General features: G+C 32.5%; 20 protein-coding genes. 13 read left to right on the forward strand and 7 right to left on the reverse strand.

The window, feature by feature from the left end; translation table 11 throughout:
* Positions 1-11: 11 nt before the first annotated feature.
* From HOG71_06535 to HOG71_06545, 3 genes are all read right to left on the reverse strand, one after another.
* Positions 12-1,529, reverse strand: a complete 1,518-nt coding sequence (locus HOG71_06535; GenBank protein ID MBT5990493.1) for an AbgT family transporter — start codon at positions 1,527-1,529, stop codon at positions 12-14.
* A 50-nt stretch (positions 1,530-1,579) separates the two neighbouring features.
* Positions 1,580-2,161, reverse strand: a complete 582-nt coding sequence (locus HOG71_06540; GenBank protein ID MBT5990494.1) for a short-chain dehydrogenase — start codon at positions 2,159-2,161, stop codon at positions 1,580-1,582.
* Between the two features lie 154 nt (positions 2,162-2,315).
* Entirely contained in the window at positions 2,316-2,567 is a 252-nt protein-coding gene (locus HOG71_06545) for a hypothetical protein (GenBank protein ID MBT5990495.1), read from the reverse strand.
* Positions 2,568-3,200: 633 nt separating this feature from the next.
* Between HOG71_06545 and HOG71_06550 the strand changes: the two genes are divergently transcribed.
* From HOG71_06550 to HOG71_06585, 8 genes are all read left to right on the forward strand, one after another.
* A complete protein-coding gene (locus tag HOG71_06550) occupies positions 3,201-3,890 on the forward strand; it encodes a DUF1538 domain-containing protein (GenBank protein ID MBT5990496.1) in 690 nt (229 codons plus the stop codon).
* Positions 3,891-3,905: 15 nt separating this feature from the next.
* Positions 3,906-4,694, forward strand: coding sequence for a DUF1538 domain-containing protein (locus tag HOG71_06555; GenBank protein ID MBT5990497.1), 789 nt, complete (start codon positions 3,906-3,908; stop codon positions 4,692-4,694).
* Positions 4,684-5,031: a P-II family nitrogen regulator gene (locus tag HOG71_06560; GenBank protein MBT5990498.1), complete on the forward strand. Its 348-nt coding sequence runs from the start codon at positions 4,684-4,686 to the stop codon at positions 5,029-5,031. Before HOG71_06555 ends, HOG71_06560 begins: the two co-directional genes overlap by 11 nt.
* Before the next feature lie 110 nt (positions 5,032-5,141).
* A complete protein-coding gene (locus tag HOG71_06565) occupies positions 5,142-5,543 on the forward strand; it encodes a CBS domain-containing protein (protein ID MBT5990499.1) in 402 nt (133 codons plus the stop codon).
* 883 nt (positions 5,544-6,426) lie between these two features.
* Positions 6,427-7,404 (forward strand): hypothetical protein, encoded by a 978-nt coding sequence (locus HOG71_06570; GenBank protein ID MBT5990500.1) that lies wholly within the window; start codon positions 6,427-6,429, stop codon positions 7,402-7,404.
* A 9-nt stretch (positions 7,405-7,413) separates the two neighbouring features.
* Complete coding sequence (locus HOG71_06575; protein ID MBT5990501.1) at positions 7,414-7,965, forward strand: hypothetical protein; 552 nt, start codon at positions 7,414-7,416, stop codon at positions 7,963-7,965.
* A gap of 339 nt (positions 7,966-8,304) precedes the next feature.
* On the forward strand, positions 8,305-9,342 hold the full coding sequence (locus HOG71_06580) for a hypothetical protein (GenBank protein MBT5990502.1): 1,038 nt from the start codon (positions 8,305-8,307) through the stop codon (positions 9,340-9,342).
* Positions 9,343-9,353: 11 nt separating this feature from the next.
* Positions 9,354-10,022, forward strand: coding sequence for a hypothetical protein (locus HOG71_06585; GenBank protein MBT5990503.1), 669 nt, complete (start codon positions 9,354-9,356; stop codon positions 10,020-10,022).
* Positions 10,023-11,017: 995 nt separating this feature from the next.
* On the opposite strand, the gene HOG71_06590 is transcribed toward HOG71_06585, so the two are convergent.
* Entirely contained in the window at positions 11,018-12,448 is a 1,431-nt protein-coding gene (locus tag HOG71_06590; protein ID MBT5990504.1) for an ATP-binding protein, read from the reverse strand.
* A 602-nt stretch (positions 12,449-13,050) separates the two neighbouring features.
* On the opposite strand from HOG71_06590, the gene HOG71_06595 reads away from it, so the two are divergent.
* Complete coding sequence (locus HOG71_06595; protein MBT5990505.1) at positions 13,051-14,256, forward strand: ATP-binding protein; 1,206 nt, start codon at positions 13,051-13,053, stop codon at positions 14,254-14,256.
* A gap of 319 nt (positions 14,257-14,575) precedes the next feature.
* Entirely contained in the window at positions 14,576-15,733 is a 1,158-nt protein-coding gene (locus tag HOG71_06600) for an ATP-binding protein (GenBank protein MBT5990506.1), read from the forward strand.
* Positions 15,734-16,051: 318 nt separating this feature from the next.
* Here HOG71_06600 and HOG71_06605 read toward each other — a convergent pair whose 3' ends face one another.
* Positions 16,052-17,065, reverse strand: a complete 1,014-nt coding sequence (locus tag HOG71_06605) for a virulence protein RhuM/Fic/DOC family protein (GenBank protein MBT5990507.1) — start codon at positions 17,063-17,065, stop codon at positions 16,052-16,054.
* Between the two features lie 400 nt (positions 17,066-17,465).
* Positions 17,466-18,209 (reverse strand): hypothetical protein, encoded by a 744-nt coding sequence (locus tag HOG71_06610; protein ID MBT5990508.1) that lies wholly within the window; start codon positions 18,207-18,209, stop codon positions 17,466-17,468.
* Positions 18,210-18,503: 294 nt separating this feature from the next.
* Here HOG71_06610 and HOG71_06615 point away from each other — a divergent pair, with 294 nt between their 5' ends.
* Genes HOG71_06615 through HOG71_06625 form a run of 3 tightly spaced genes read left to right on the forward strand, consistent with a single transcriptional unit; the run spans position 18,504 to position 21,386 of the window.
* Positions 18,504-19,472 (forward strand): SMEK domain-containing protein, encoded by a 969-nt coding sequence (locus HOG71_06615; GenBank protein MBT5990509.1) that lies wholly within the window; start codon positions 18,504-18,506, stop codon positions 19,470-19,472.
* Positions 19,459-19,683, forward strand: a complete 225-nt coding sequence (locus tag HOG71_06620) for a hypothetical protein (protein ID MBT5990510.1) — start codon at positions 19,459-19,461, stop codon at positions 19,681-19,683. The genes HOG71_06615 and HOG71_06620 overlap by 14 nt, the downstream gene beginning before the upstream one ends.
* Positions 19,674-21,386: a DUF2326 domain-containing protein gene (locus HOG71_06625; protein MBT5990511.1), complete on the forward strand. Its 1,713-nt coding sequence runs from the start codon at positions 19,674-19,676 to the stop codon at positions 21,384-21,386. The genes HOG71_06620 and HOG71_06625 overlap by 10 nt, the downstream gene beginning before the upstream one ends.
* A gap of 67 nt (positions 21,387-21,453) precedes the next feature.
* Here the strand turns inward: HOG71_06625 and HOG71_06630 are convergent, their stop codons facing one another.
* Entirely contained in the window at positions 21,454-21,903 is a 450-nt protein-coding gene (locus HOG71_06630; GenBank protein ID MBT5990512.1) for a hypothetical protein, read from the reverse strand.
* Positions 21,904-22,013: the final 110 nt, after the last annotated feature.

The raw sequence follows: 22,013 nt of genomic DNA on the forward strand, positions 1-22,013 counted from the left end.
TTTTTGAATTCTTAGCCATAAAACAGTCCTGCCCCAGGACCCAATGGCAATTTGAGTAATATCCATCCAATAAGTAATAGAGACCATAAAACAAAAAATGCTAAAGAATAAGGAAGCATGGTTGATATTAAAGTTCCAATTCCTGCTTTTTTATCATATTTTTCAAAATACACTATTATCAGAGCAAAGAAACTCATCATTGGAGATATGATATTTGTAACGCTATCACCAATTCTGAAAACAACTTGAGATAATTCAGGTGAGTAACCAAGGAGCATAAACATAGGAATAAATACGGGACCCAAAATAGCCCATTTTGCGGAAGCACTGCCCATAAACATATTGATAATTCCAGAAAGAATTATGAATGAAATTGCAAGCGGAATTAGGCCAATATCCAGGCTTTGAATGAATTCTGCACCGCTAACAGCAAGAATTAGCCCCAGATTACTCCATTTGAAATAAGCAACAAATTGTGCTGCAAAGAATACGAGTACCAAAAATGCTGCTAAAGTTTTGAAGTTGTCGACCATCCCTTTAACAACATCAGAATCAGATTTAAAATTCCCAGTTATAAAACCATAAACTATCCCCAAAATAGAAGCAATAATAAATAAAATTGCAATGAAGCCTTTTAAAACAGGAGATTTGAATATAGAATTATCAGGTCCTCTAAGCAAACCATTTTCAGGATAAAGACCTGCAGCAATTAAAAGGATAAAGAATATTGTTACAATACCCACTATCTTCAGACCTTTCTTTTCCTTGGCTGAAAGCTTTTCAAGTTTATCGGCCTTCACCTCTCCAGAATATTTGCCTAGTCGAGGTTCAACAAATTTGTTTGTTACCCATGTGCCAGCAAATGCAAGAATGAATGTGGATGCAACCATGAAATAGTAATTGGCTGTTGGTAAAACATAGTAATCCTTGTCTATAATATTTGCAGCTTCTGTTGATATACCAGCAAGCAATGGGTCAATTGTTCCAATGAATAAATTAGCACTAAAGCCACCTGAAACGCCTGCAAATGCAGCTGCCATTCCAGCAATGGGATGTCGGCCAACAGATTGAAAGATGATTGCTCCCAATGGGATAATAAGTACATAGCCAAGATCTGAGGCAATATTTGAGAGTATACCTGCTAAAACAACTACAAAAGTTATAATTTTAGTTGGTGATTTTATGATCATCAACCTGATAGCTGCACTAATTAATCCACTGCTTTCAGCTATTCCAATTCCCAATAAGGCAACCATAACAATTCCTAATGGAGCAAATCCAGTATAGTTTTCAACCATTTCCAAAAGAATTTTATGAAATCCTTCTTTTGAAAGCAGATTGATTGTATTTATAGTTTCTCCAGTTGCCGGATGTAAAGCATTCCAGCCTAAGTAATATCCAATTACTGATAATAGCAAAACAATTAATGCAAGTATTCCAAATAAACTTGCCGGATGAGGAAGTGCATTCCCTCTCTTTTCAACAAAGGATAGTATTCTGGATTTTTTCGTGCTTTTGGATATTTCCATGTTTTCAGTTTACTTTAATAGAAATTCAATGAAAAAATGATATCATTGTTTTACAACAGTTTGAAAATTATAAGAGCATAAATTATAAAGCGAATATACCTGAACAAGGCCCAAAGTAGATATTTTTTAAAATCAAACTTTATTAATCCTGAAGCTAAACTTACAATTGAATGAGGAATGGGAGATATTGCACCAATAACAACTAATAGACCACCCCATTTTCGTAGATTTATCATATGCTTTGCAATCTTGATTTCAATATGATTTTGGATAGCAGGAATAAGAAATATATATCGACCAAGGAAGTAGGAAAAAATACCTGCAATATATGATAATGTTGCTAAAATGATTAGAAAGAACCAGGGATTAGCCGATTTAGAACTCCATGCAATAAATACCTCAGGAGGTAATAAGCCTAGAATACTTTCTGAAACTAAAAAAACTAAAAACACTATTGCTGGTTTAAAGCTGGTAACTAAAGTATTGAGAATCGCATGGATATCGATAAAAAAATACTCCAGTACTAATAATACTCCTGTAAAAACAAGAATAATTAAGCCCGCTTTAAATGCTGTGTTCTTTAAAAATTTGTAAAACATCGCTTTTCGATAATATCGATGTAATACATTCATTTTCTGGTATGTTGTCATATACTGATTAATCGGTGTTGTATTCCTGTATTATTATTGTAAACAACTATTAACATCCATTTGCATCGAAATGGATACTCATTTCAAATTTAGTAGAATGAGTTTCTGCTCATACAAATCTGAAATATTCGTAGTTTTAGTTGGAAATCTTAGGAGGTTGCCAAATAGAGATGCTTGTTTGTGGAATTAAGAAGTAGTTCTGTAAGATTGAAATTTCGCTATTAAGTTTTGCCAGTGAACAAAAATCATCCGTTTGACTTATTTGATCATCATCAATAGTATCATTGTCTATTGTCATATTATTTTCTTGATTATTTGTAGGTATCGATGGTTCTTCAATAACAGTAATGGTATTTGCTTGTACGCCATAACCAAAAAGGATAATCATAAGAAATATGAGTCTGAATATTTTAATTCTATGAAATAACATTGGGTTGTAAAGCTAATAGCTCAGTAAAATTATTGCGATTGAAAATATACATATAATCAAATTACTTGATACGATTGATTGTCAAACCATATTGCCAAAATCTTGCCAGTAATAAGCAAATAATTGAGGTAAATATTTACTTATTATTGAGAAAATATGTATCCTATTTGGTTCTATGAATTAAGTCTGTAACTTGATCCATGTGTAAATAAATAAGTTGCGGTTTCTGTAGAAAGAACGGGACAAATATCTAACTATATCATTCTAGATACGGGATTAATTATTGATCACGCAAAGTTTGTTGGGGTAGATATTTGGGATATTTGACTTCATATGAAATGTACAAAGAGCTTCCACAATTAGACCTAATTTACAGAATAAAGCACGCTCGAGCAAAAAAGATATACTAAAAGCAAATAACCTTACTGACTATATTTTGTCAATTATCTCTTCGCGTATAAATAGAATAAGTAATGATTTATTCATTCATTTTGAAGGTTCATGTAACTTCGCTACACATTAAGCAGAAAAAAAATAGTGAGATATAAACAATTCATCCTTGCTGTACTACAGAAATTAAAACTTGCACTTATGGATATGATTCCGATAATAGTGGTAGTTGTTTTTTTTCAGCTTGTTGTTATTCAAAAGCCATTTCCTCAAATTGGAGAAGTAATATTCGGTTTCCTGTTTGTAATAGTGGGGTTGATGCTATTCGTAGAAGGCTTGAAGATTGGTTTATTTCCAATTGGTGAGTCGATGGCTTTCGCACTTGCAAAAAAAGGAAGCCTTATGTGGCTAATGATTTTTTCCTTTGTTCTTGGTTTCTCTACAACGATTGCAGAACCTGCCTTAATTGCAGTGGCAAAGGAGGCTTCAATAATAACTTCTGGTGCTGGCTTAATTGAAAGCAGTCAAAAAACTATGGATTTTTATGCTTTAGGATTGCGATTGACTGTGGCTTTTTCAGTTGGCTTAGCTATCGTTATTGGAGTATTAAGGATTCTTAAGGGCTGGCCTTTATACTATTTAATCATCGGTGGATATATTTTGGTTATGTTGATGACCATAATAGCCCCAAAAGAGATTATTGGTCTGGCATACGATGCAGGAGGAGTTACTACCTCTACGATTACTGTTCCATTAGTAACGGCTTTAGGGGTTGGGCTTGCTACTGTGATCAAAGGAAGAAGCCCGTTAACAGATGGTTTTGGCCTGATTGCATTTGCTTCGCTTCTACCAATGATTTTTGTGATGGCATATGGCTTATTTTGGTTTTAAGAAATATATAGACTAATGTTGGATTTTTTGATGGATTTTGTTTTGGTATTGCTTTCAACACTGCGAGATGTATTGCCTATTTTAATAGTGATCATTTTTTTTCAAATTGTAGTACTAAAACAATCCATACCCCATCTTAAAAAAGTGATTTTTGGAGGGGTTTTAGTCGTTTTTGGACTTGCATTTTTTTTGGTGGGACTAGAAAAAGCACTTTTCCCTGTTGGAAAGATCATGGCAACTCAATTATCTGATCCAGCCTTTATCGGAATCTCATCAGGTGAACCATCAAAATGGTGGTCATATTACTGGATTTACATTTTTGCAGCATTAATAGGTTTTTCTACTACTATTGCTGAACCCTCACTTATTGCTGTTGCAATAAAAGCCGATGAGGTTTCTGCTGGAACAATAAGTCAAAAGGGACTTCGTGTTACAGTAGCGCTTGGAGTAGCTTTTGCATTGGCGCTAGGAACATTCAGAATTGTTACAGGAACATCCTTATTTATCTACATCATGGTAGGATATCTTATTGTAATCGTTCAGACTTTTTTTACGCCTAAAAGACTAATTGCCTTAGCCTATGATTCAGGAGGAGTTACTACTTCAACTGTGACTGTTCCGCTGGTAGCTGCACTCGGATTAGGACTATCAAGCACAGTACCAGGCAGAAACCCTGCGATTGATGGATTTGGGCTCATCGCATTTGCCAGCTTATTCCCAATTATTACAGTTTTGGGATATGCACAATTCATGGAATTGAAATCACGATTGTTAAATATAAAAATTAATAAAGATGCAGTTTAAATTAATAATGGCCTTTGTCAAACCCAACATTACAGATGCTGTGGTTGACGCTGTGAAGGAAGCGGGAGCTACCGGAGCTACAATTATACCTGCCAGAGGCACAGGAATGCATGAAGCAAAGTCCTTTTTTGGACTAAGTATTGAGGCTCAAACAGATATTATTGTGTTTCTTGTGGAAGAACACGTTGTAGAAAACCTTATGAAAGTCATACAGTTGGCGGGCAAATTTGATAAGCCAGGTACAGGCATTGCATTTGTTTTACCAGTAGAACATATAGCGGGCTTAGATACTCAAATGAAGAAATTCAAGGATCAGGCTCGTGACAAGTATTTTTAGAGCAAATCGATAAAGGATTTCTCATATTTACATTACAAGGAAAGCATAAGCCATTGCATGGCTTTATAATAAAATTCATTAGTGGATATAACATAAATAACAGAGTATACATGGATGCAAAAAGAAGTTTTCAGAGTGCTAAGGATGTCATGACGAAAAAGATAGTTTTCGTAGATGGTATGGCTACTGCCAAGGAGGCGGTTGAAATAATGCGTAAAGAAAAGGTTGAAGCTTTAATCGTTAAAAAACGGCACGAGCAAGATGCCTATGCAATTGTGAACGTTCATGATTGTATTAAAGGTGTAATTATTCCTGACAAAACATCAGAGGAGGTTAATGTTTTTGAGATAATGACCAAGCCTGCTATATGCGTACAAGCTAATATGGACGTGCGCTACGTTGCAAGTTTGCTGATGAAGGTTGGTTTCAGGATGGCTCCAGTTGAAGAAAATGGGGAATACATAGGAATGGTTTCATTGTCCGATTTGATTTTAGACAACTTACTATTCTAATCTTTGAAACTAGCAGAAACTAAATTTTAGTATGGATTGTATTTGAAAGGGAAGTGAAATATAGAAAATCGATACAAAAACATATATTGGGAATTTGGCAGATAGTACAAATAATGAAAGACTTAACCTCTCGTATGAGTTTAAAACTCCAAATAGAGCGTGTGTAATAATATGGCTTAATTTACTTTTAAGCAATTACCAGCCGGGTTAAATGTATAAGGGTACAAGAGAGCATTAGTGAATTTTCTGACAGATGTATTATTGATTGAAATTAGTGTTGTTTGCTCTTATATGAACACATTAATGACCCCTCAGGCGGCTCCTAAAAACAAAAAACGCCCTTAGTTTGCACGAAAGGCGTTAATTTGTAGCAGGGACGGGACAAATATCGAACTTTTCAAGCAATCCTCATAGTAATATCATAAAGGATATTGGCATAATATTGAACCAACCACAGATATTTAATTGTTGTTTTGGAATTGCATCTCCACCTCAATGAATATATTAGTTTTGCTCGTACAATTGTCTATAAATTCAGACCTTGCCTTCAAAATAGCCTGCCCGACTATGTCATTCAGGCGGGCATAATTTTCTTAATGTTGTGTCACAATAGTTTGAGTTAATTCGAAATTGGATTGCATTTCAAAACATTCCATTCGCTCCCTGATTATTTCAATGGAGAATTGAACGCCAGAACCCTTACATGGCATTCTATACGATAGTAGTGTTCACTGTTTTAAATAATACTAAAGCAAGAGCAAAAAATTTAACTCAAAACCTGAACAAATAAAAGCAATAATCATAAACAAATCAAGTATTAAACAAAGATATTTTCGTCAATTAAATGAAGGATATGAAAAACCCATAACTTTACATTTATATTATGGGCTGCTTAAAACTTGAGATAATAGAAAAACATTTATTGCATCATCAATCTACAGAAGCGCAGTATTGTTGTTTAAATGATTGGATATCATCTGCCTTAAGGTGTTCAGGGACTTATAGGTTCGGGTTCCAAGGGCAGGAAAAAGACAACGAAATCAAAGGAGAAGGAAACTCAGTCAATTATAAGTACAGAATGCATGATCCTAGGTTGGGTAGATTCTTTGCAGTGGATCCTTTAGCTGCAAAATATGCGTATAATTCACCTTATGCATTTAGTGAGAATAGACTACTTGATGGAGTTGAACTAGAGGGGTTAGAATTTGCTCAACTTAATGGAGAAAAAGTTCAAGGAGATCAGTTTAGCACATCAGTTGATCAGTATGGCGTTAATGCAATAAAATTCTTGAAACCATATTTGCAAAATTTTACTGAGGAACAGGCTAAGATTATTGTCAATAATATTCAAACTTTTTCAGTTAATATTTTGATTAATGCCAATCAAGAAATTAGAGTGCAAGTAGATCCAGGTTTTGAAGCTATAGAGAGGGGTGGCACATTTGTCGAAAGAAGTAATATTGATTGTCATAAACCGCCTTTTTTTGTCAAAGCGATCCGTGATGCAAATCCAATTTTTAGTGTTGCTGACATGATAAAGGGGTATGTAACAGGTACAAATATGGAGGATGAAGAATATACAGGCAAAACTGCTGTTATGGGAACAATGAATGCAGCATTGGTTGTAACTGGTGGAGTGACAAGTTTAGTGAAGAATAAAGCCGTACAGCAATTACTTTTTCCTGCAATTTCAAAACAAACGAGTGATTTGATTGATATAGGTGTTAATGTCGGTTTACCACAGTTAGAGAATGTTATGCCAGAATATTCATCTGAAGAAGCTATTGTTTCATATAGAAAATTATTAAATTTAATAGTTGATCAAGTAACAAGTGTACAATATGATAGAACTCAAGAATAAATGATTAGTATGAAATTTACTATTGCTGAAAGGAAGAAATTTATCTTTTACTCAACAAAGATTTTACGAAAGCTATCTTTAATATTTATTGTTGCATTATTAATTGAACTTGTACTAGGTTATATTAATTCAAGTTGGATTACAATGAACTTACTAACTAATCAATTTTATGTAGGATTTTCAGCTATTTTTTTATGGGTATTTTTTAATATGTTAACATCCTATCATGAAGTTGGGGAATTTGTTTTGAATAGTGAAGATATTGTAATATCTAATGAGGTTGAAACAATTTATAAATTAGAAGAACTTAAGAATATTTATTTTGAGATTAACGAATATGAAGGACAGGCCTATGGGCCATTAAGTTCAAGTACTTATCAAGGAATCAATAATTATTTTAAATTTACTGATTCAAATAAACAGTATGAGTATAAATTCCTTATAAAAAATAAAAAAAGTTTAAATTCTTTAGCAAATGAAGTCTGCAAATGGAGACATGAAAATATTGATGTAAAAATGTACTACAATGGTGTAGAAAGGTATGATTTTGAATCTGTATAGCTTTTCTGCAAGGCAACCTACTGAGATCAAATTTGAATTACCGCATTAATAATAATAGTATATAAAGAGCAAGAGTCTCTTATACACAATGCATTCAGAAAAGTTTGTTTTTCCGAGAGCATGGTACAAATAAAGGAACCTTTTAGTTCGGTTATTTATGTTAGAAATTACAGTAAATAGCTATCTTTAAAGCACAAAGCACAGATGAATTACGCTTACTCACATATTTCCCCAACTTTTCCGTACGTATACGCCCCGCAAGGAAATTTGGGCTCCCTATGTAATTGGGAACCAATTACTAAAAAGGGTGTTAGTACCTATAGGTTCGGTTTTAACGGTATGGAAAAAGATGATGAGATTAGAGGTGCTGGATTATCTTATAACTTTGGAGCCAGGAGCATTTATGATGGAAGACTAGCAAGGTTTATTTCTGTTGATCCTGATTTCAGTAAATATCCTTATGCAAGCCCATATGCATATGCCCTGAATTGCCCAATCTCTTTTATTGATTATGATGGTAGGGGAATTATTCCAGGTCTAAAGGAGTGGGGTTTTAGAAATGGGTATTCAGCAGGTTTGTTTGCAGGTATAATGGATTCTTATGCTGAAGGGACGAAATTTGCATTAGAACTATATAAGTATATTCCTGCAGCACAGATAGCTGGTCCATATGGATTCATTGGCATGGCTGTTCTCGATTATCGAAGAACAAAAGAGCTAAGGAAAAACATCGTTGCTATAGCTACTGATTCTGAACTTAGAGGTAATGCTGTAGATATGATAGAAGGAGCATTAGGAAATTATATAAAAGAATTCACTGGGTTAGAAGGGTCTGGAGCTCAGGGATATGCTCATGGTACATTGATTTGGACTGCAGCGGAATCAGCTCTCGGTGGAGGAGCATTTTTGAAGGCAATTAAAGCAGGAAAATTTTCATTGAATCAGGTAAAGCAGATTAAACTGGCAGCTTTAAGCAGTATTGTCGGAGTATCAGAAGGAACTACTGCATTAAACAGGATTGCAAGAAGGACTGCTGGTTTTATAAATAAAATTGAATGGCATCATGTTATTCCGAAAAACCTTAAAAGTAACCTAGTAGTTAAAGCGGCAATTAGGAAAGGGTTTGACTTTGAGGGAAAACTCGCAAATAAAATACCATTAGAGAAATATCTTTATAAGAACGGTTCAGGGACACATGGTCATTCACCTAAATATGATGCACAGGTTCTTGATGAAATTGAAAATTTTTCTAAATTGAATCCAAATTTTACAGATAAAGATGCTTATGATTTTTTGAATAGTACGTATAATGATATTATTAAGGTAATCGATGAGAATCCAAAAGTGAAACTTAATGATTTGAATTTGAATTTATAGAATAATTAAAAATGAAATATTATAGATTAATTGAAAGTACAAATCTCAAGGAAATTGGAATTTATCCACAAGTTATTGATCATAAAAAAGATTATGATGAAGATAAGCTTGATTCATATATGTTAACTAATAAGTTCCCTTCAGAGTTACCGTGTATTAATTTTGATTTTGATGGATTGCTTTTAAACAATCGTTCGAAATATACGGATTTAGTTAGTTCATCGTTTTTGAACTCATTAATAGGTTTGATTATTAGTTCTCAATTCCTCAAGATTGTTGAAAACTTTAAGACTGTGGATTATAAGCTTTTTAATGCTTGTTTGTATTTTAAAAAAATGAGGGTTCAATATTACTGGATGCACTATACCTCTGAATTAACTGAATACATTGATTTTGAAAATTCAGTTTTCAGGTTAAAAACATCTGAAGGTCGTAAGGAAGTATTGCTTAAATCAATAGATGATTATTTTGAACTAAGAAATTCTATTAAATCATGGAGTATTGTTAAACCAACAAAACTGAGTTTGTTTAAACAGATGGATTATTCTTATGATTTATTTAGAATAGGCTTAATTGATAGTAATACTTATGTGTCAGAACGATTAAAGGATGAATTTGCAAAAAACAACATAACAGGTGTTGAATTTGAGGATACAGATGGCTATATGTTTTTTACTTAAACAGTTCCCAGCTCTTCCAAGTATGTTTGCAGGTTCGAGTTTTCAACTCGGACCCTTACCTTGCCAAAATCCATAACTTTACACTCACATTATGGGCTGCCTAAAAATTGACATATCATTCCTTTCGGCAAACAGTTTAGAAAAATCGTTTCAACAAAATCAAACCACAGAAGTGCAGCATTGTAGTGTAAACAACTGGTTATCATGTATCTTAAGGTGTTCAAATGCTTATAGGTTCGGTTTTAACGGTAAAGAAAATGACCCAGCCATAAAAGGCACTGGAAACTCATTGGATTTGGGGGCGAGGATTTATGATCCGAGATTGGGGAGGTTTTTTAGTGTAGATCCGAAATACAAAGAGTTTTCTTTTATGTCTCCATATTGTATTGCTGCCAGGTAACAAACAACAAGCAAAAATGATTTTTGGATTGGTCATAAATGAAATATGAAATTAAGACTTATTAGAAGTTACTGGTAATAAGGCCTTAAGAAAAATAGTCTTTTCCGATAGAATGGTACAAATTACCGGACCATTTTTACTATTTTTATAGTTGAATGATATGGGTTGCCTACAATAAAATAGAACGGGAATCGAACCAATCAAATCATACAATATCAGGAAGTTAAAGGTTTTTTAAAATTTAGGCAAAAACAAAAGCCCCTGAAAATCAGAGGCTTTTGCCTTTGTAGCAGGGACGGAACAAATATCGAACTTTTCTAATAATCCGAACTATCGAGTTGATAATGATATTAGCCTGATTCTGAATCATTCAGATAACTTTGATAATATAATACTTCAAAAAATAAGTTAATGAATGGTCTGTAACTTCGGACTAGGCCTTCGGAAAAGCCTGCCCGACTATGACATTCAGGCGGGCACATTTTTCTTAATGCAGTGGTTTAATAGTTTTCGTAAAAATGAAGTTATACTACACAGCACATAAAACAAGATTTGCTTCTTATTTGTTATCATGGCACATTAAGTCCATAGTGGTTTATTTATTTATTTTCATGTCAAGCGTATTTTTCCCGACTGTGTATGCATAAGCTGATGAAGGTAAAAATTGGAAATGAATGTCTGCAAATTCAACTTCCCCTTCTTTACTTATTGACGTAACAATTGGTGTTTTAATACTATTTTCTTGACAAAATTTGATTAAACTTTTTAATTCTTTTGGTTTTTCAAAATATCGATCAGACCATTTGATCTCCAGAGCCCAAATAGGCTTCAACGTATTATCGCTTCGTCCAACCATATCCACTTCGCCATTGCTCCATCTGGCGTAATAGGGTGTAAACCAATCCCTATGCATCCATTGAGCAAATATTGCTGTTTCAACCATATTTCCTATCATTTCATCCGTAGCAGTTATAGGTGTAAATAATGCGCTTCTTAATGAAGGATTCGTTAAGTAAATTTTGAAAAAATTATCTCGTTTGAATCTTTTCCCACTTTGATCAATTCGTTTTACTTGCTTTATTAGGAATGCTGCTTCTAAATATTCGATATACTTTTTTAAAGTGTTTTTAGGTACTTGTGATTGTTTACTCAAGGTCTCAAGCGAAAATTCACTTCCACTATTGTATGCAATTGTTGTGAACAAAGAATATAACTCTCTTGTGTCGCTTATACCATAGAGACTAGGTAAATCTCTAAGTATAACTTTGTCTACAATATCTTGCCTAATATATCGCCCTGGGTTCGCTTGAATTCTCTCAGAAAGTATAACTTCAGGGTAGCCTCCAAAGTTGATGTAATCCAAAAAATGCCTGTTAAGCTCATCTAAATGACTTGTCGAATAAAATTCTGTCTGTTTATCAGTCCAATTTAGCTGTATAGGCTTAATGAGTCTGTCCAAACCTTTTAAAGATATGTATTCATTAAAGGTAAGGGGAGGAAGTAAGAAATCTGTAAATCGACCTGCCCCACTTTCATTACTTGCAAACTTTAAGGCAGCTGCTGCGGAACCAGATACGATAAACTTATCTTTTCTATAGCTATCTACCAGTGATTTTAAATGTACCTCCCAATCTCTGCAGTATTGTATTTCATCAAATATTATGTGCCAATCAGATTTATCAGTCAGACCAGTAGCTTCTTTTGAATAAATAAAAAGTTGTTCAAGAGATATATTGTTATAAATGGGATTTTCTATGGTTATAAATATTATTTTTTTTGGATTTGCTCCATTTTCGATCAATTCCTGAACCATATGATAGAGCATAACTGTCTTTCCAACTCTTCTTGGCCCCATCAATACCACTGCTCTTCTAATTTCTCTTTCTTTGACCAATGGCTTAAATAGTTCAAAGTATAATCTTCGTGGCATCTCATTGTAATCAGCTTCAATTACGCCTTCTATCCACCATGGATTCTCATAGCGAATTCGGTCTAATACCTGATCTTTGGAAATTTCTCGTATCATCTAATGTTTATTTGGCATCAAAGATACTAAATAAGATTATATAAATGATCTTATAGTTGCAATATGTTCTTTTTAAAGAAAAATGAGGTGTGTGGGGTTCTTATTTTCCGATACTTTACAAGGCTAACAAAACTCTTATATGGTATGTTTAATAAAATACAGTTGAACGGGAATCGAATCAGTCAAACAATACTAATTCAGGGAGTTAAGTGGCTGCATGTAAAATCATCAAAAAAAAAAGCCCCTGAAAATCAGAGGCTTTTGCCATTGTAGCGGGGACGGGACAAATATCGAACTTTTCTAATAATCCAAACTATCGAATTGATAATGATATCAGCCTGATACTGAGTCATTCAGATAACCTTGATAATATAATACTTCAAAAAACAAGTTAATGAATGGTCTGTAACTTCAGACTTTGCCTTCAGAAAAGCGCATTTTTCTTAATGCAGTGGTTATAATAGTTTTCGTAAAATGAAGTTTTACCTTTTTTTCTAACAGGAGGTGCTATTCATTAAAATTTCTCAGTTTATAACTCCCCACCATACTCACTGTTTTCATTATAATGAAATTATACTGTATATTTGAAAAAACATTTCATTATGAAGACTGCGTATATTAGGGGAAAGTACTTGGATAAGGTGAAGCCATTTATCGGCAAAAGCATAATTAAAGTCCTGACAGGACAAAGACGTGTTGGGAAAACAACTATTCTCATTCAAATTATTGACTTTATTAAACAAGAAGATAAAAATGCCCATGTTATTTATATCAACAAGGAGCATAATGATTTTAAGTTCATAAAAGAAGCAGAAGATTTATTTCAGTATGTAAAATCTAAATTATCCAAAAACAAAACAAACTATGTATTTATTGATGAAATACAGGAAATAAATGAATTTGAAATTGCATTAAGGCAAATGCTTGTAGAAGGGATTGATTTATATTGTACCGGAAGCAATGCTAAAATGTTATCCGGGGATTTGGCCACACATCTTTCAGGACGCTTTATAGAGTTTCATATCAGCAGCCTTTCCTTCAATGAATTTTTGCAGATTCATAAATTGGAAAATAACAATGATGCCTTAAATAAATATATTCGGTATGGAGGAATGCCTTATTTAATTCATCTGCCTTTTGATGATGAAATCGTATATGGTTATCTGAAAAGCATATACAATACAATTATTTTAAAAGATATTGTAGCAAGATACAGTATCAGGGATATTGACTTTTTGGAGCGGTTGGTTGAATATTTATCTGATAACCTCGGGAGTTATGTGTCATCAAAAAGAATCAGCGATTTTTTAAAAGCACAAAGAGTTAGTTTATCAGTTAATACTGTTATGAATTACCTTAAATTTCTTGCCAACTCATTTTTTATTAATAAAGTGCAACGCCTCGATATCATTGGTAAAAAAAGATTTGAGATAAATGACAAATACTTTTTCTCCGATTTAGGATTGAAACATGCCATTATTCCATATACTGGCAATCAAATAGGAAATATTTTCGAGAATTTGGTGTATAATCAGTTAATCTATGAGGACTATAAAGTTTATATAGGAAAACACCAGGAAAGAGAAATTGATTTTGTTGCTCAAAAAGGAAATGAAACCAAATATATACAGGTTGCCTATCTGCTGCCTGACGAAAAAGTTAGAGAAAGAGAATTTGGGAATCTTCTAAGAATAGAAGATAATTATGAGAAGATTGTTGTATCAGCTGATGAGTTTGCAGAGGATTATAAAGGAATAAAGCATATGCACATCAGTAAGTTTCTAACATCCTCCCATAAAAGAATTTAGAAATAATCTTCTGGTGAAGATAGTAATAAACCAAAAGACATTGAACAGGAATCGAACCACCAATATTTACATTGTCAGCTCATTAGAGAAATCTATTAAACAACAGAAGCCTCTGAAAATCAGAGGCTTCTGTCCTAGTAGCAGGGACGGGACAAATATCGAACTATATCATGATAGATGTCGGATTAATTATTGATCATGTAAACTTGCAGTCCAATATGTACAAATTCAAAATATAAACTGTGTAATATAAAAATGAATAATGTGTATATTCAAAATTAGAAGCGTGTAAATTCAAGATATAACGTATGTTTGTACTATGAAAATTGAACGGAACATTGCCCACTCTTTATTAGCAATGATAACAAAATACCAGGTAATTGCATTAACCGGCCCCAGACAATCGGGAAAAACAACATTATTAAAAGATCTCTTTAGTGAATATGATTATGTAAGTCTTGAAAATCCGGACAACAGGGCATTTGCTGACAGTGATCCCAACGGATTTTTATTAAGGTATGCTTCAAAAGTTATTATCGATGAAGCTCAAAGGGTACCCCATATATTTTCATATATTCAAACAAAGGTGGATGAGTCAAATGAAATGGGACAGTATATTCTATCAGGTTCGCAGAATTTCCATTTAATGCAGGAGATTACCCAGAGTCTTGCAGGAAGAGTAGCAATATTCAAATTATTTCCTTTTGACCTATTGGAAATGAAGGATGGGGGAATATTAAACAAAGATTATTTAGCGAACCTAATTACCGGATTTTATCCAGCAATATTTGACAGAAAGATAAAACCTCGAACATATTATTCAAATTATATTCAGACTTATATTCAAAGAGATGTAAGTCAAATAATTGGTATAAGAGATCAGAATTCTTTTAAAAAATTCCTTGGAATCGTAGCAATTCGTGCTGGACAGCTATTGAATTTAAATGATATTGCAAGGGAGATTGGAATTACTCAACCAACAGCAAAATCTTGGTTATCAGCACTTGAAAGTAGTTATATTGTTTTTAGTCTTCAACCCTATCATGAAAACTTCAGTAAAAGAGTTGTAAAAACTCCCAAACTATATTTTTATGATACAGGTTTGCTATGTTTCCTTTTAAAGATCAAACAGACTGAAGATCTTTATACACATCCCATTAAAGGAAATCTGTTTGAGAATTTAATTATTGCTGAATATTTTAAAAGGATGTATCATCTTGATGAAATAAACGATTTATGGTTTTGGAGAGACTCACATGGCAACGAAGTTGATCTTCTGTATTTCAAAGAAAACGATCTTTACATTACTGAAATAAAAGCCAATCAGACAATTATGCCACGGCATTTTAAAGGACTTTCCTATTTTGAGAAACACGCAAAAAGCTACAAATTAATTAAGCAACTGGTTTATGCTGGCAATGATAATCATGAAAGGAATTTGGGTAAAGTTGTCTCATGGAAAGACTTAATCTATTAAAAAACAAAAGCCCCTGAAAATCAGAGGCTTTTGCCATTGTAGCAGGGACGGGACAAATATCGAACTTTTCTAATAATCCTAACTATCGATTTGATAATGATATTAGCCTGATAATGAGTCATTCAGATAACTTTGATAATATAATACTTTAAAAAATAAATTAATGAATGGTCTGTAACTTCGGACTAGGTCTTCGGAAAAGCCTGCCCGACTATGACATTCAGGCGGGCACATTTTTCTTAATGTAATGACCACAATGGTTTTCGTTAATTCTAAAAATTGGGCTCATTTCATATCACTCAATTTGCTTCTTGTTTGTTACCATTCAGGAAATTTATTGATCATATTAATAATCAGTTTTATCATTGTCTCTTTATGGTCAGGGTGGCTATAAGCAATTAATAATGCCAGAGCCGTTAAACCATTTTCATCAATTTTAAGTTTTCCTTTTTCTGTAAAACGGTGTTTGTTTTTTTCAAGAAACCAAATAAACAAAAATGCACCGATTCTCTTGTTACCATCTACAAAGGGGTGATTTTTTATTATAAAATAGAGTAAATGTGCAGCTTGTTCTTCGATACTTGAATATAGATAAACACCATCAAATGTTTGAATGATATTTTCCAGACACCCTTTTAATGAACTACCAAGTTGTTTCCCAAATACATCAGATGCTTCTTTTTTTTCTATTAAGCTCTTTTTGAGCTTATCAATAGCTGTTAAAGCTTCTTTATATTCAATTATATAGGTTAACTCATGTGTAGTATTTTCAATTAAGAGTGTGCCTGAATCATGTTTGTTGATCAGTACAAAAGTCCTTGTATAATTATTAATAATATTTAACAAGCCTTTAGCTTCATCAATATTCAATACAGAGTTTTCAGAAGTCTTGTGAATTTGCTTGATAATATTTTCAAGGTCATTCAGATTTTCTGAAAGTTGGAGCAATCTCTTCTCATTTATAGTATAGCCTTGAACCAGATGTTCTTTTAGCCTGTTGGTAGCCCATATTCGAAATTGTGTACCCCTTTTTGAATTAACTCTGTATCCAACAGAAATGATAGCATCAAGATTATAAAACTTGATATTTCTTCGTACATTTCGTTTCCCTTCCTTTTGAACTACCGAGAAAAACTCGGTAGTTGCTCTTTCTTCCAATTCCTCTTCAGAATAAATATTTTTCAAATGCAATCCAATAGTATCGGAGTCCTTATCAAATAGTTCGGCCATTAATTTCTGGGTCAACCAAACTGTTTCTTCCTCAAACCTAACGTCAACAATGGCTTCATGTTCCGCTGTCTGATAAATAATAATATCGCCCTTGCTTTTCATAATTGAATATATAATTCTCAAATTTATGAAAGATTTGACTTTATATACGATTTTCTTCTCTTAGAGCAATGTTTGATTATTGGTTCAAGAACTTGGTGTAAAACAATCAAAGACAAACATGAAGTGGTAATATTGTGACTGGAAATAATAAAAATTGCAATTTACTTTAACAGGAATCGAACCTGTCAAGTTTTACAATATCAGGTGGTTAAAGTGTTTTTGGTATTACTGTAAAAAACAAAAGCCTCTGAAAATCAGAGGCTTTTGCCATTGTAGCAGGGACGGGACAAATATCGAACTTTTTCACTCAGGATATGGGATTGATTATTGAGCATGCAAAGCTTGTGGGAGTGGCTTTCTGAGTACAATTAGATTAAGTTAGCTGTATGGAAGTATCTTATTATCTAATTCTTTTATATATATTTCTAAGTAATTCCTTTTCCGATTCGTTTTCAGTTATCAATCCTTTTAGAACAATATAACCAAGCTCCTTTACCTGGTCAAGATTCTTGTTCTTAGCTGGAATGAAATCATGATAGTCGAACCATTTTTCACCTTTTTGTTTCAGTGCAATTTGAAATGAATAATAATTCTCTTTTCCATAAATTCGGATCTGATGATGAGAATGAGTATTGAAGATATATTCATTTCTATTCTTTGTAAGTCCACTTTGCCAATTTGAAGTATTTACAAAGTCACTAGTTTTCTTAAATATTTTTAAGACTTCATGACTTATGAATTGATCTTCTCTGGTTAAATGTTCAATACAAGTGCTGCCAACAGTTTTGTAACCCCATTGAGGATGGTATGTTACGTGCTCATACCTAATTTCTTTTCCACAGCCTTTTCTTTCGCAAATACCAGACAAATCTTCCAAATCATATATTGAGATTAGAGTCCAGCCATAATCAGGTTCTATCAAACCATGATTCTTGGCATGACATCCCTTACATAAAGTTATACAATCACTATGAGGGTATTCCCAAAGCTCTATATCAGGCTTATATGTCGTATGATGAGTCTGAAGTACAACATTTGGTTCTTTTCGCCCGCATTTAAGACAACTATACCCATCTCTACGTTTTACAACATTGGAAAAGTTGTACCATTTAGTATTGTAATATGACCTTCTTTTCATTTTCATCCAAAGATCAATTAGTGGTTTACATCTATCCTTGCTAAAAGTTATGTAATGAAAGTGCAATTGTAGTATATTAATTTAAACTGTTAAAATAATCTTCCAAAAAGCCTAGCTAGAACGCATATGTTATGCGTTCTCTAACTCAATTCTATCAGAATCCTAAAATATTAATTAGTTTTGAATAAAATCTATTAGTAGACGTATAGTTACGTTATAGCCAATGAGGGAAAAGTGCTACGTCTGGGGGGGTGAGTTGAAATCAAATTAAGTATATTTGCATCAAATGATTTAAATAAAATGAATAGGAATCCTTACTTTAATTACATAGAAGAGAAACTTCATATTCTAGCAAGGAGAATTGAAACAAGGGGAAAGTTGAACCTTCTTGATATTCATTTACATTCAGAGAACTTCTATCTACATTTTTTTAATCTATTATACGGATATAAACTTGAGAACCAAAACTCAAAACTTCAAAATGTTGAAGCAATTGACCTAATTGACCATACGAATAGAATAATAATTCAAGTATCAGCAACTTGTACAAAACAAAAAATAGAATCTGCTTTAAATAAAAAGATATTGGATAGTTATAATAATTATTCATTCAAGTTTATATCAATCTCAAAAGATGCATCAGAGTTGCGGAAGAAGTTGTTTACTAATTCTTACTCTCTATCTTTTTCTCCAACATCAGACATTTTCGATATTACATCTATTTTAAATGATATTTTAAATAAACAAGCACCTGAACTTAAGGAAATTTATAAATTCATAAAAAATGAATTGGGTAATGAAATTGATATTGTGAAACTTGATTCAAATCTTGCTTCTGTAATAAATATCTTATCTAAAGAAACTTGGGACGAAACAAATAAGAGTGATTCGGTAAACAGCTTTGAAATTGAAAGAAAAATATCATTTAATGACCTGAAACATTCAAAAGACATAATTGATGAGTATTGTGTCTATTACAAAAAAGTTGATGAAAAGTATTCTGAATTTGATACATTAGGTGCAAATAAAAGCAATTCGGTTTTAGCAACTATTAAAAGAGAATACCTTAAACTGAAAAATATTGGAAATTCTGATTCTGTTTTTTCTGCAGTTTTGGAGAAAGTTAAGAATAAGGTATTAGAAAGTTCAAATTTTGTTGAAATCCCCATTGATGAATTAGAATTATGTATTGACATATTAGTTGTAGATGCTTTTATTCGTTGCAAAATTTTTGATAATCCTCAAAACTACAACTATGCTACTACCTGATAATATTCATCCTGACAACAGTATCTATTATAATGGAGCAATAGTTTTACGGGTACTTCAAAAGAAAAGTGAAATTGATTTAATTAATCTTTTTCAAGAAGTAAAACAAATTAAAGAAATAGCCTTTCCTGTTTTTATTTTATGTCTAGACTGGTTGTATATTGCAAATATTGCAGAAGTTAAAGAAGGGAGAGTCGCATTATGTTCTTAAAATCACTTACAATTTCAAAAGGAGCCTCTGTAATTCGCGATATCGTATTTAGAAAAGGAATAAATCTTATCGTTGACAATAGTGAGGGTCAAATAACAGGGAATAGCGTTGGAAAAACTACAGTTTTAAAGCTTATTGATTTTTGCTTTGGTGCAGACAAGAAGAACATTTGGGAAGATCCTGAAAACAAAAAAGAGGTTTACGCTCTTGTAAAGGATTACTTAATTGACAAGGAAATTCTAATTACTCTATGTTTGACAGAAAATATTGATGACCCAAATGCGCAAGAATTAGTTATTGAAAGGAATTTTTTAAGTTCTAAAAGTAAGGTGATTAGAAAAGTAAATGAAACAAGTCTTACTGAAGATGAATTTGAATCAAAGCTTACGGAAATACTATTTCCAGAACATTTAGCAGATAAACCAACTCTTAGACAAATAATATCTCATAATATACGATACAAAGATTTAAGCATAAACAATACTCTTAAAACACTTGACCGATATACTTCAGACGCTGAGTATGAAACATTGCATTTGTATTTATTGGGGTGTGAGTTTACAAAAGGGAATAACAAACAGGAACTATTAAGCAAAATAAAGCAAGAAGATACTTTTAGAAAAAGGTTAGAGAAAGTGCAAACTAAATCAGCTTTTGAAGCCACGTTATCATTAATTGAAAGCGAAATAGAAGACCTCAATTTTAAAAAATCGAAGTTGAATTTGAATGAAAACTTTGAAGCCGACCTTGATGCCCTTAATCAGTTAAAATATCTCATTAATAAACAAAGTTCTGAAATCAGCAAGTTAAATATCAGACGAGATTTAATACATGAAACATTATCAGAATTAGAAGCTTCCAATTCTAGTATCGACATTGACCAACTAAGACAGATATATCAACAAGCAACAAAAGTTCTTGGGGAACTTCAAAAGTCTTTTGAAAACATGGTTGAATACCATGACAATATGATTTCTGAAAAGAAGAAATTTATTTCAAATGAATTGCCTGCTTTAGACTCAAAAATAGAGCAACACAATAAAAATTTGAAAGTCCTTTTAAAGAAAGAATCTGATTTGTCCCAAATAATCTCAAAGAGTGATTCATTTGAAGAACTTGAAATCTTGATTGGGCAATTAAATGAAAAATATAGATTAAAAGGAGAATACGAAAATACTGTTCAACAATTAAATGAAGTTGAAAGTAATCTTGAAGGCTATAATAATTCTCTGAGGACTATCGATGAAGAGCTTTTTTCAGATGATTTTGAAGCAACTGTAAAACTTCAGCTAAATAAATTTAATAAACACTTTGCATCTGTTTCTGAACTTCTATATGATGAAAGATATGCTTTAAAGTATGATAAAGTAAAAAACAAGAAAGGACAACGCCTTTATAAGTTTAGTGCCTTTAATACCAATTTTAGTTCTGGAAAAAAGCAAGGTGAAATATCTTGTTTTGACATTGCTTATACCTTTTTTGCAGATGAAGAAAATATTCCTTGTATGCATTTTATCCTTAACGACAAGAAAGAATTAATGCATGACAATCAACTTGTTAAAATAGCAGACTTAGTGAATACGAATGATATTCAATTTGTAGCTTCAATTTTAAGGGATAAGCTTCCTGATGAATTAAATAAGGAAGAATATTTTATTATAGAATTGTCAGAAGATAATAAGTTGTTTCAGATAGAGAATTAGCCCCTCTGTGGAAAAACCGAAGATATTTACCAGATATAGCCGAAATTATTTGACCAAGCTAGGATGTTCATAATGAGTAATTTAAACTGGTCAATTTAAAACGGTCAAGGGTGGTCACTTTCACCGTTTTTTCCACAGTTTCAAAACTACCAGTAGGATTATATGCTAATATTGGTTCATATTTAAAGTCAGCACTTACAATTACCCAACCTAAATCATCATCGAAGTTAATTATATAAAATGCAGTGATGCCTACAGAATCAATAACTGAATCAGTCTCTGATATCTCAATTGTATTCTCTTCTTCCAACTCTTCATCTATTAATTCCCTATATAAAATGGCAAATTCTTCCGCAAATTCAACTGACACAATAGAGTCTAGTAACCACATACATGGTTTCACGTTAATAGAAGGGTTTTCAATATTTTGCTTTTCAGTACATGAAATTACAATAATTAGTAATACAGAAAGTATTATTAATGAAGATGGGTATTTCGGAGTAACCGTGCCACTCATTTCGGTCTAATGGTGCCACTCTATAAGAACATACAATGTTAAAAAAAATCATTCAAAATTCTTCAAAATATCTTTTCGTAAAGACTCTCCTTTCAGGTCAATCCTATGAG

Source organism: Bacteroidota bacterium (assembly GCA_018698135.1).
In the GTDB taxonomy this organism is placed as follows: Bacteria; Bacteroidota; Bacteroidia; order CAILMK01; family JAAYUY01; genus JABINZ01.

What these genes read in the sequence shown, in the direction of transcription:
- HOG71_06535 (MBT5990493.1), bottom strand. Translation starts at nt 1,529, where the DNA reads ATGGAAATATCCAAAAGCACGAAAAAATCCAGAATACTATCCTTTGTT.
- HOG71_06540 (MBT5990494.1), bottom strand. Translation starts at nt 2,161, where the DNA reads ATGAATGTATTACATCGATATTATCGAAAAGCGATGTTTTACAAATTT.
- HOG71_06545 (MBT5990495.1), bottom strand. Translation starts at nt 2,567, where the DNA reads ATGATTATCCTTTTTGGTTATGGCGTACAAGCAAATACCATTACTGTT.
- HOG71_06550 (MBT5990496.1), top strand. Translation starts at nt 3,201, where the DNA reads ATGGATATGATTCCGATAATAGTGGTAGTTGTTTTTTTTCAGCTTGTT.
- HOG71_06555 (MBT5990497.1), top strand. Translation starts at nt 3,906, where the DNA reads ATGTTGGATTTTTTGATGGATTTTGTTTTGGTATTGCTTTCAACACTG.
- HOG71_06560 (MBT5990498.1), top strand. Translation starts at nt 4,684, where the DNA reads ATGCAGTTTAAATTAATAATGGCCTTTGTCAAACCCAACATTACAGAT.
- HOG71_06565 (MBT5990499.1), top strand. Translation starts at nt 5,142, where the DNA reads ATGGATGCAAAAAGAAGTTTTCAGAGTGCTAAGGATGTCATGACGAAA.
- HOG71_06570 (MBT5990500.1), top strand. Translation starts at nt 6,427, where the DNA reads ATGGGCTGCTTAAAACTTGAGATAATAGAAAAACATTTATTGCATCAT.
- HOG71_06575 (MBT5990501.1), top strand. Translation starts at nt 7,414, where the DNA reads ATGAAATTTACTATTGCTGAAAGGAAGAAATTTATCTTTTACTCAACA.
- HOG71_06580 (MBT5990502.1), top strand. Translation starts at nt 8,305, where the DNA reads ATGGAAAAAGATGATGAGATTAGAGGTGCTGGATTATCTTATAACTTT.
- HOG71_06585 (MBT5990503.1), top strand. Translation starts at nt 9,354, where the DNA reads ATGAAATATTATAGATTAATTGAAAGTACAAATCTCAAGGAAATTGGA.
- HOG71_06590 (MBT5990504.1), bottom strand. Translation starts at nt 12,448, where the DNA reads ATGATACGAGAAATTTCCAAAGATCAGGTATTAGACCGAATTCGCTAT.
- HOG71_06595 (MBT5990505.1), top strand. Translation starts at nt 13,051, where the DNA reads ATGAAGACTGCGTATATTAGGGGAAAGTACTTGGATAAGGTGAAGCCA.
- HOG71_06600 (MBT5990506.1), top strand. Translation starts at nt 14,576, where the DNA reads ATGAAAATTGAACGGAACATTGCCCACTCTTTATTAGCAATGATAACA.
- HOG71_06605 (MBT5990507.1), bottom strand. Translation starts at nt 17,065, where the DNA reads ATGAAAAGCAAGGGCGATATTATTATTTATCAGACAGCGGAACATGAA.
- HOG71_06610 (MBT5990508.1), bottom strand. Translation starts at nt 18,209, where the DNA reads ATGAAAATGAAAAGAAGGTCATATTACAATACTAAATGGTACAACTTT.
- HOG71_06615 (MBT5990509.1), top strand. Translation starts at nt 18,504, where the DNA reads ATGAATAGGAATCCTTACTTTAATTACATAGAAGAGAAACTTCATATT.
- HOG71_06620 (MBT5990510.1), top strand. Translation starts at nt 19,459, where the DNA reads ATGCTACTACCTGATAATATTCATCCTGACAACAGTATCTATTATAAT.
- HOG71_06625 (MBT5990511.1), top strand. Translation starts at nt 19,674, where the DNA reads ATGTTCTTAAAATCACTTACAATTTCAAAAGGAGCCTCTGTAATTCGC.
- HOG71_06630 (MBT5990512.1), bottom strand. Translation starts at nt 21,903, where the DNA reads ATGAGTGGCACGGTTACTCCGAAATACCCATCTTCATTAATAATACTT.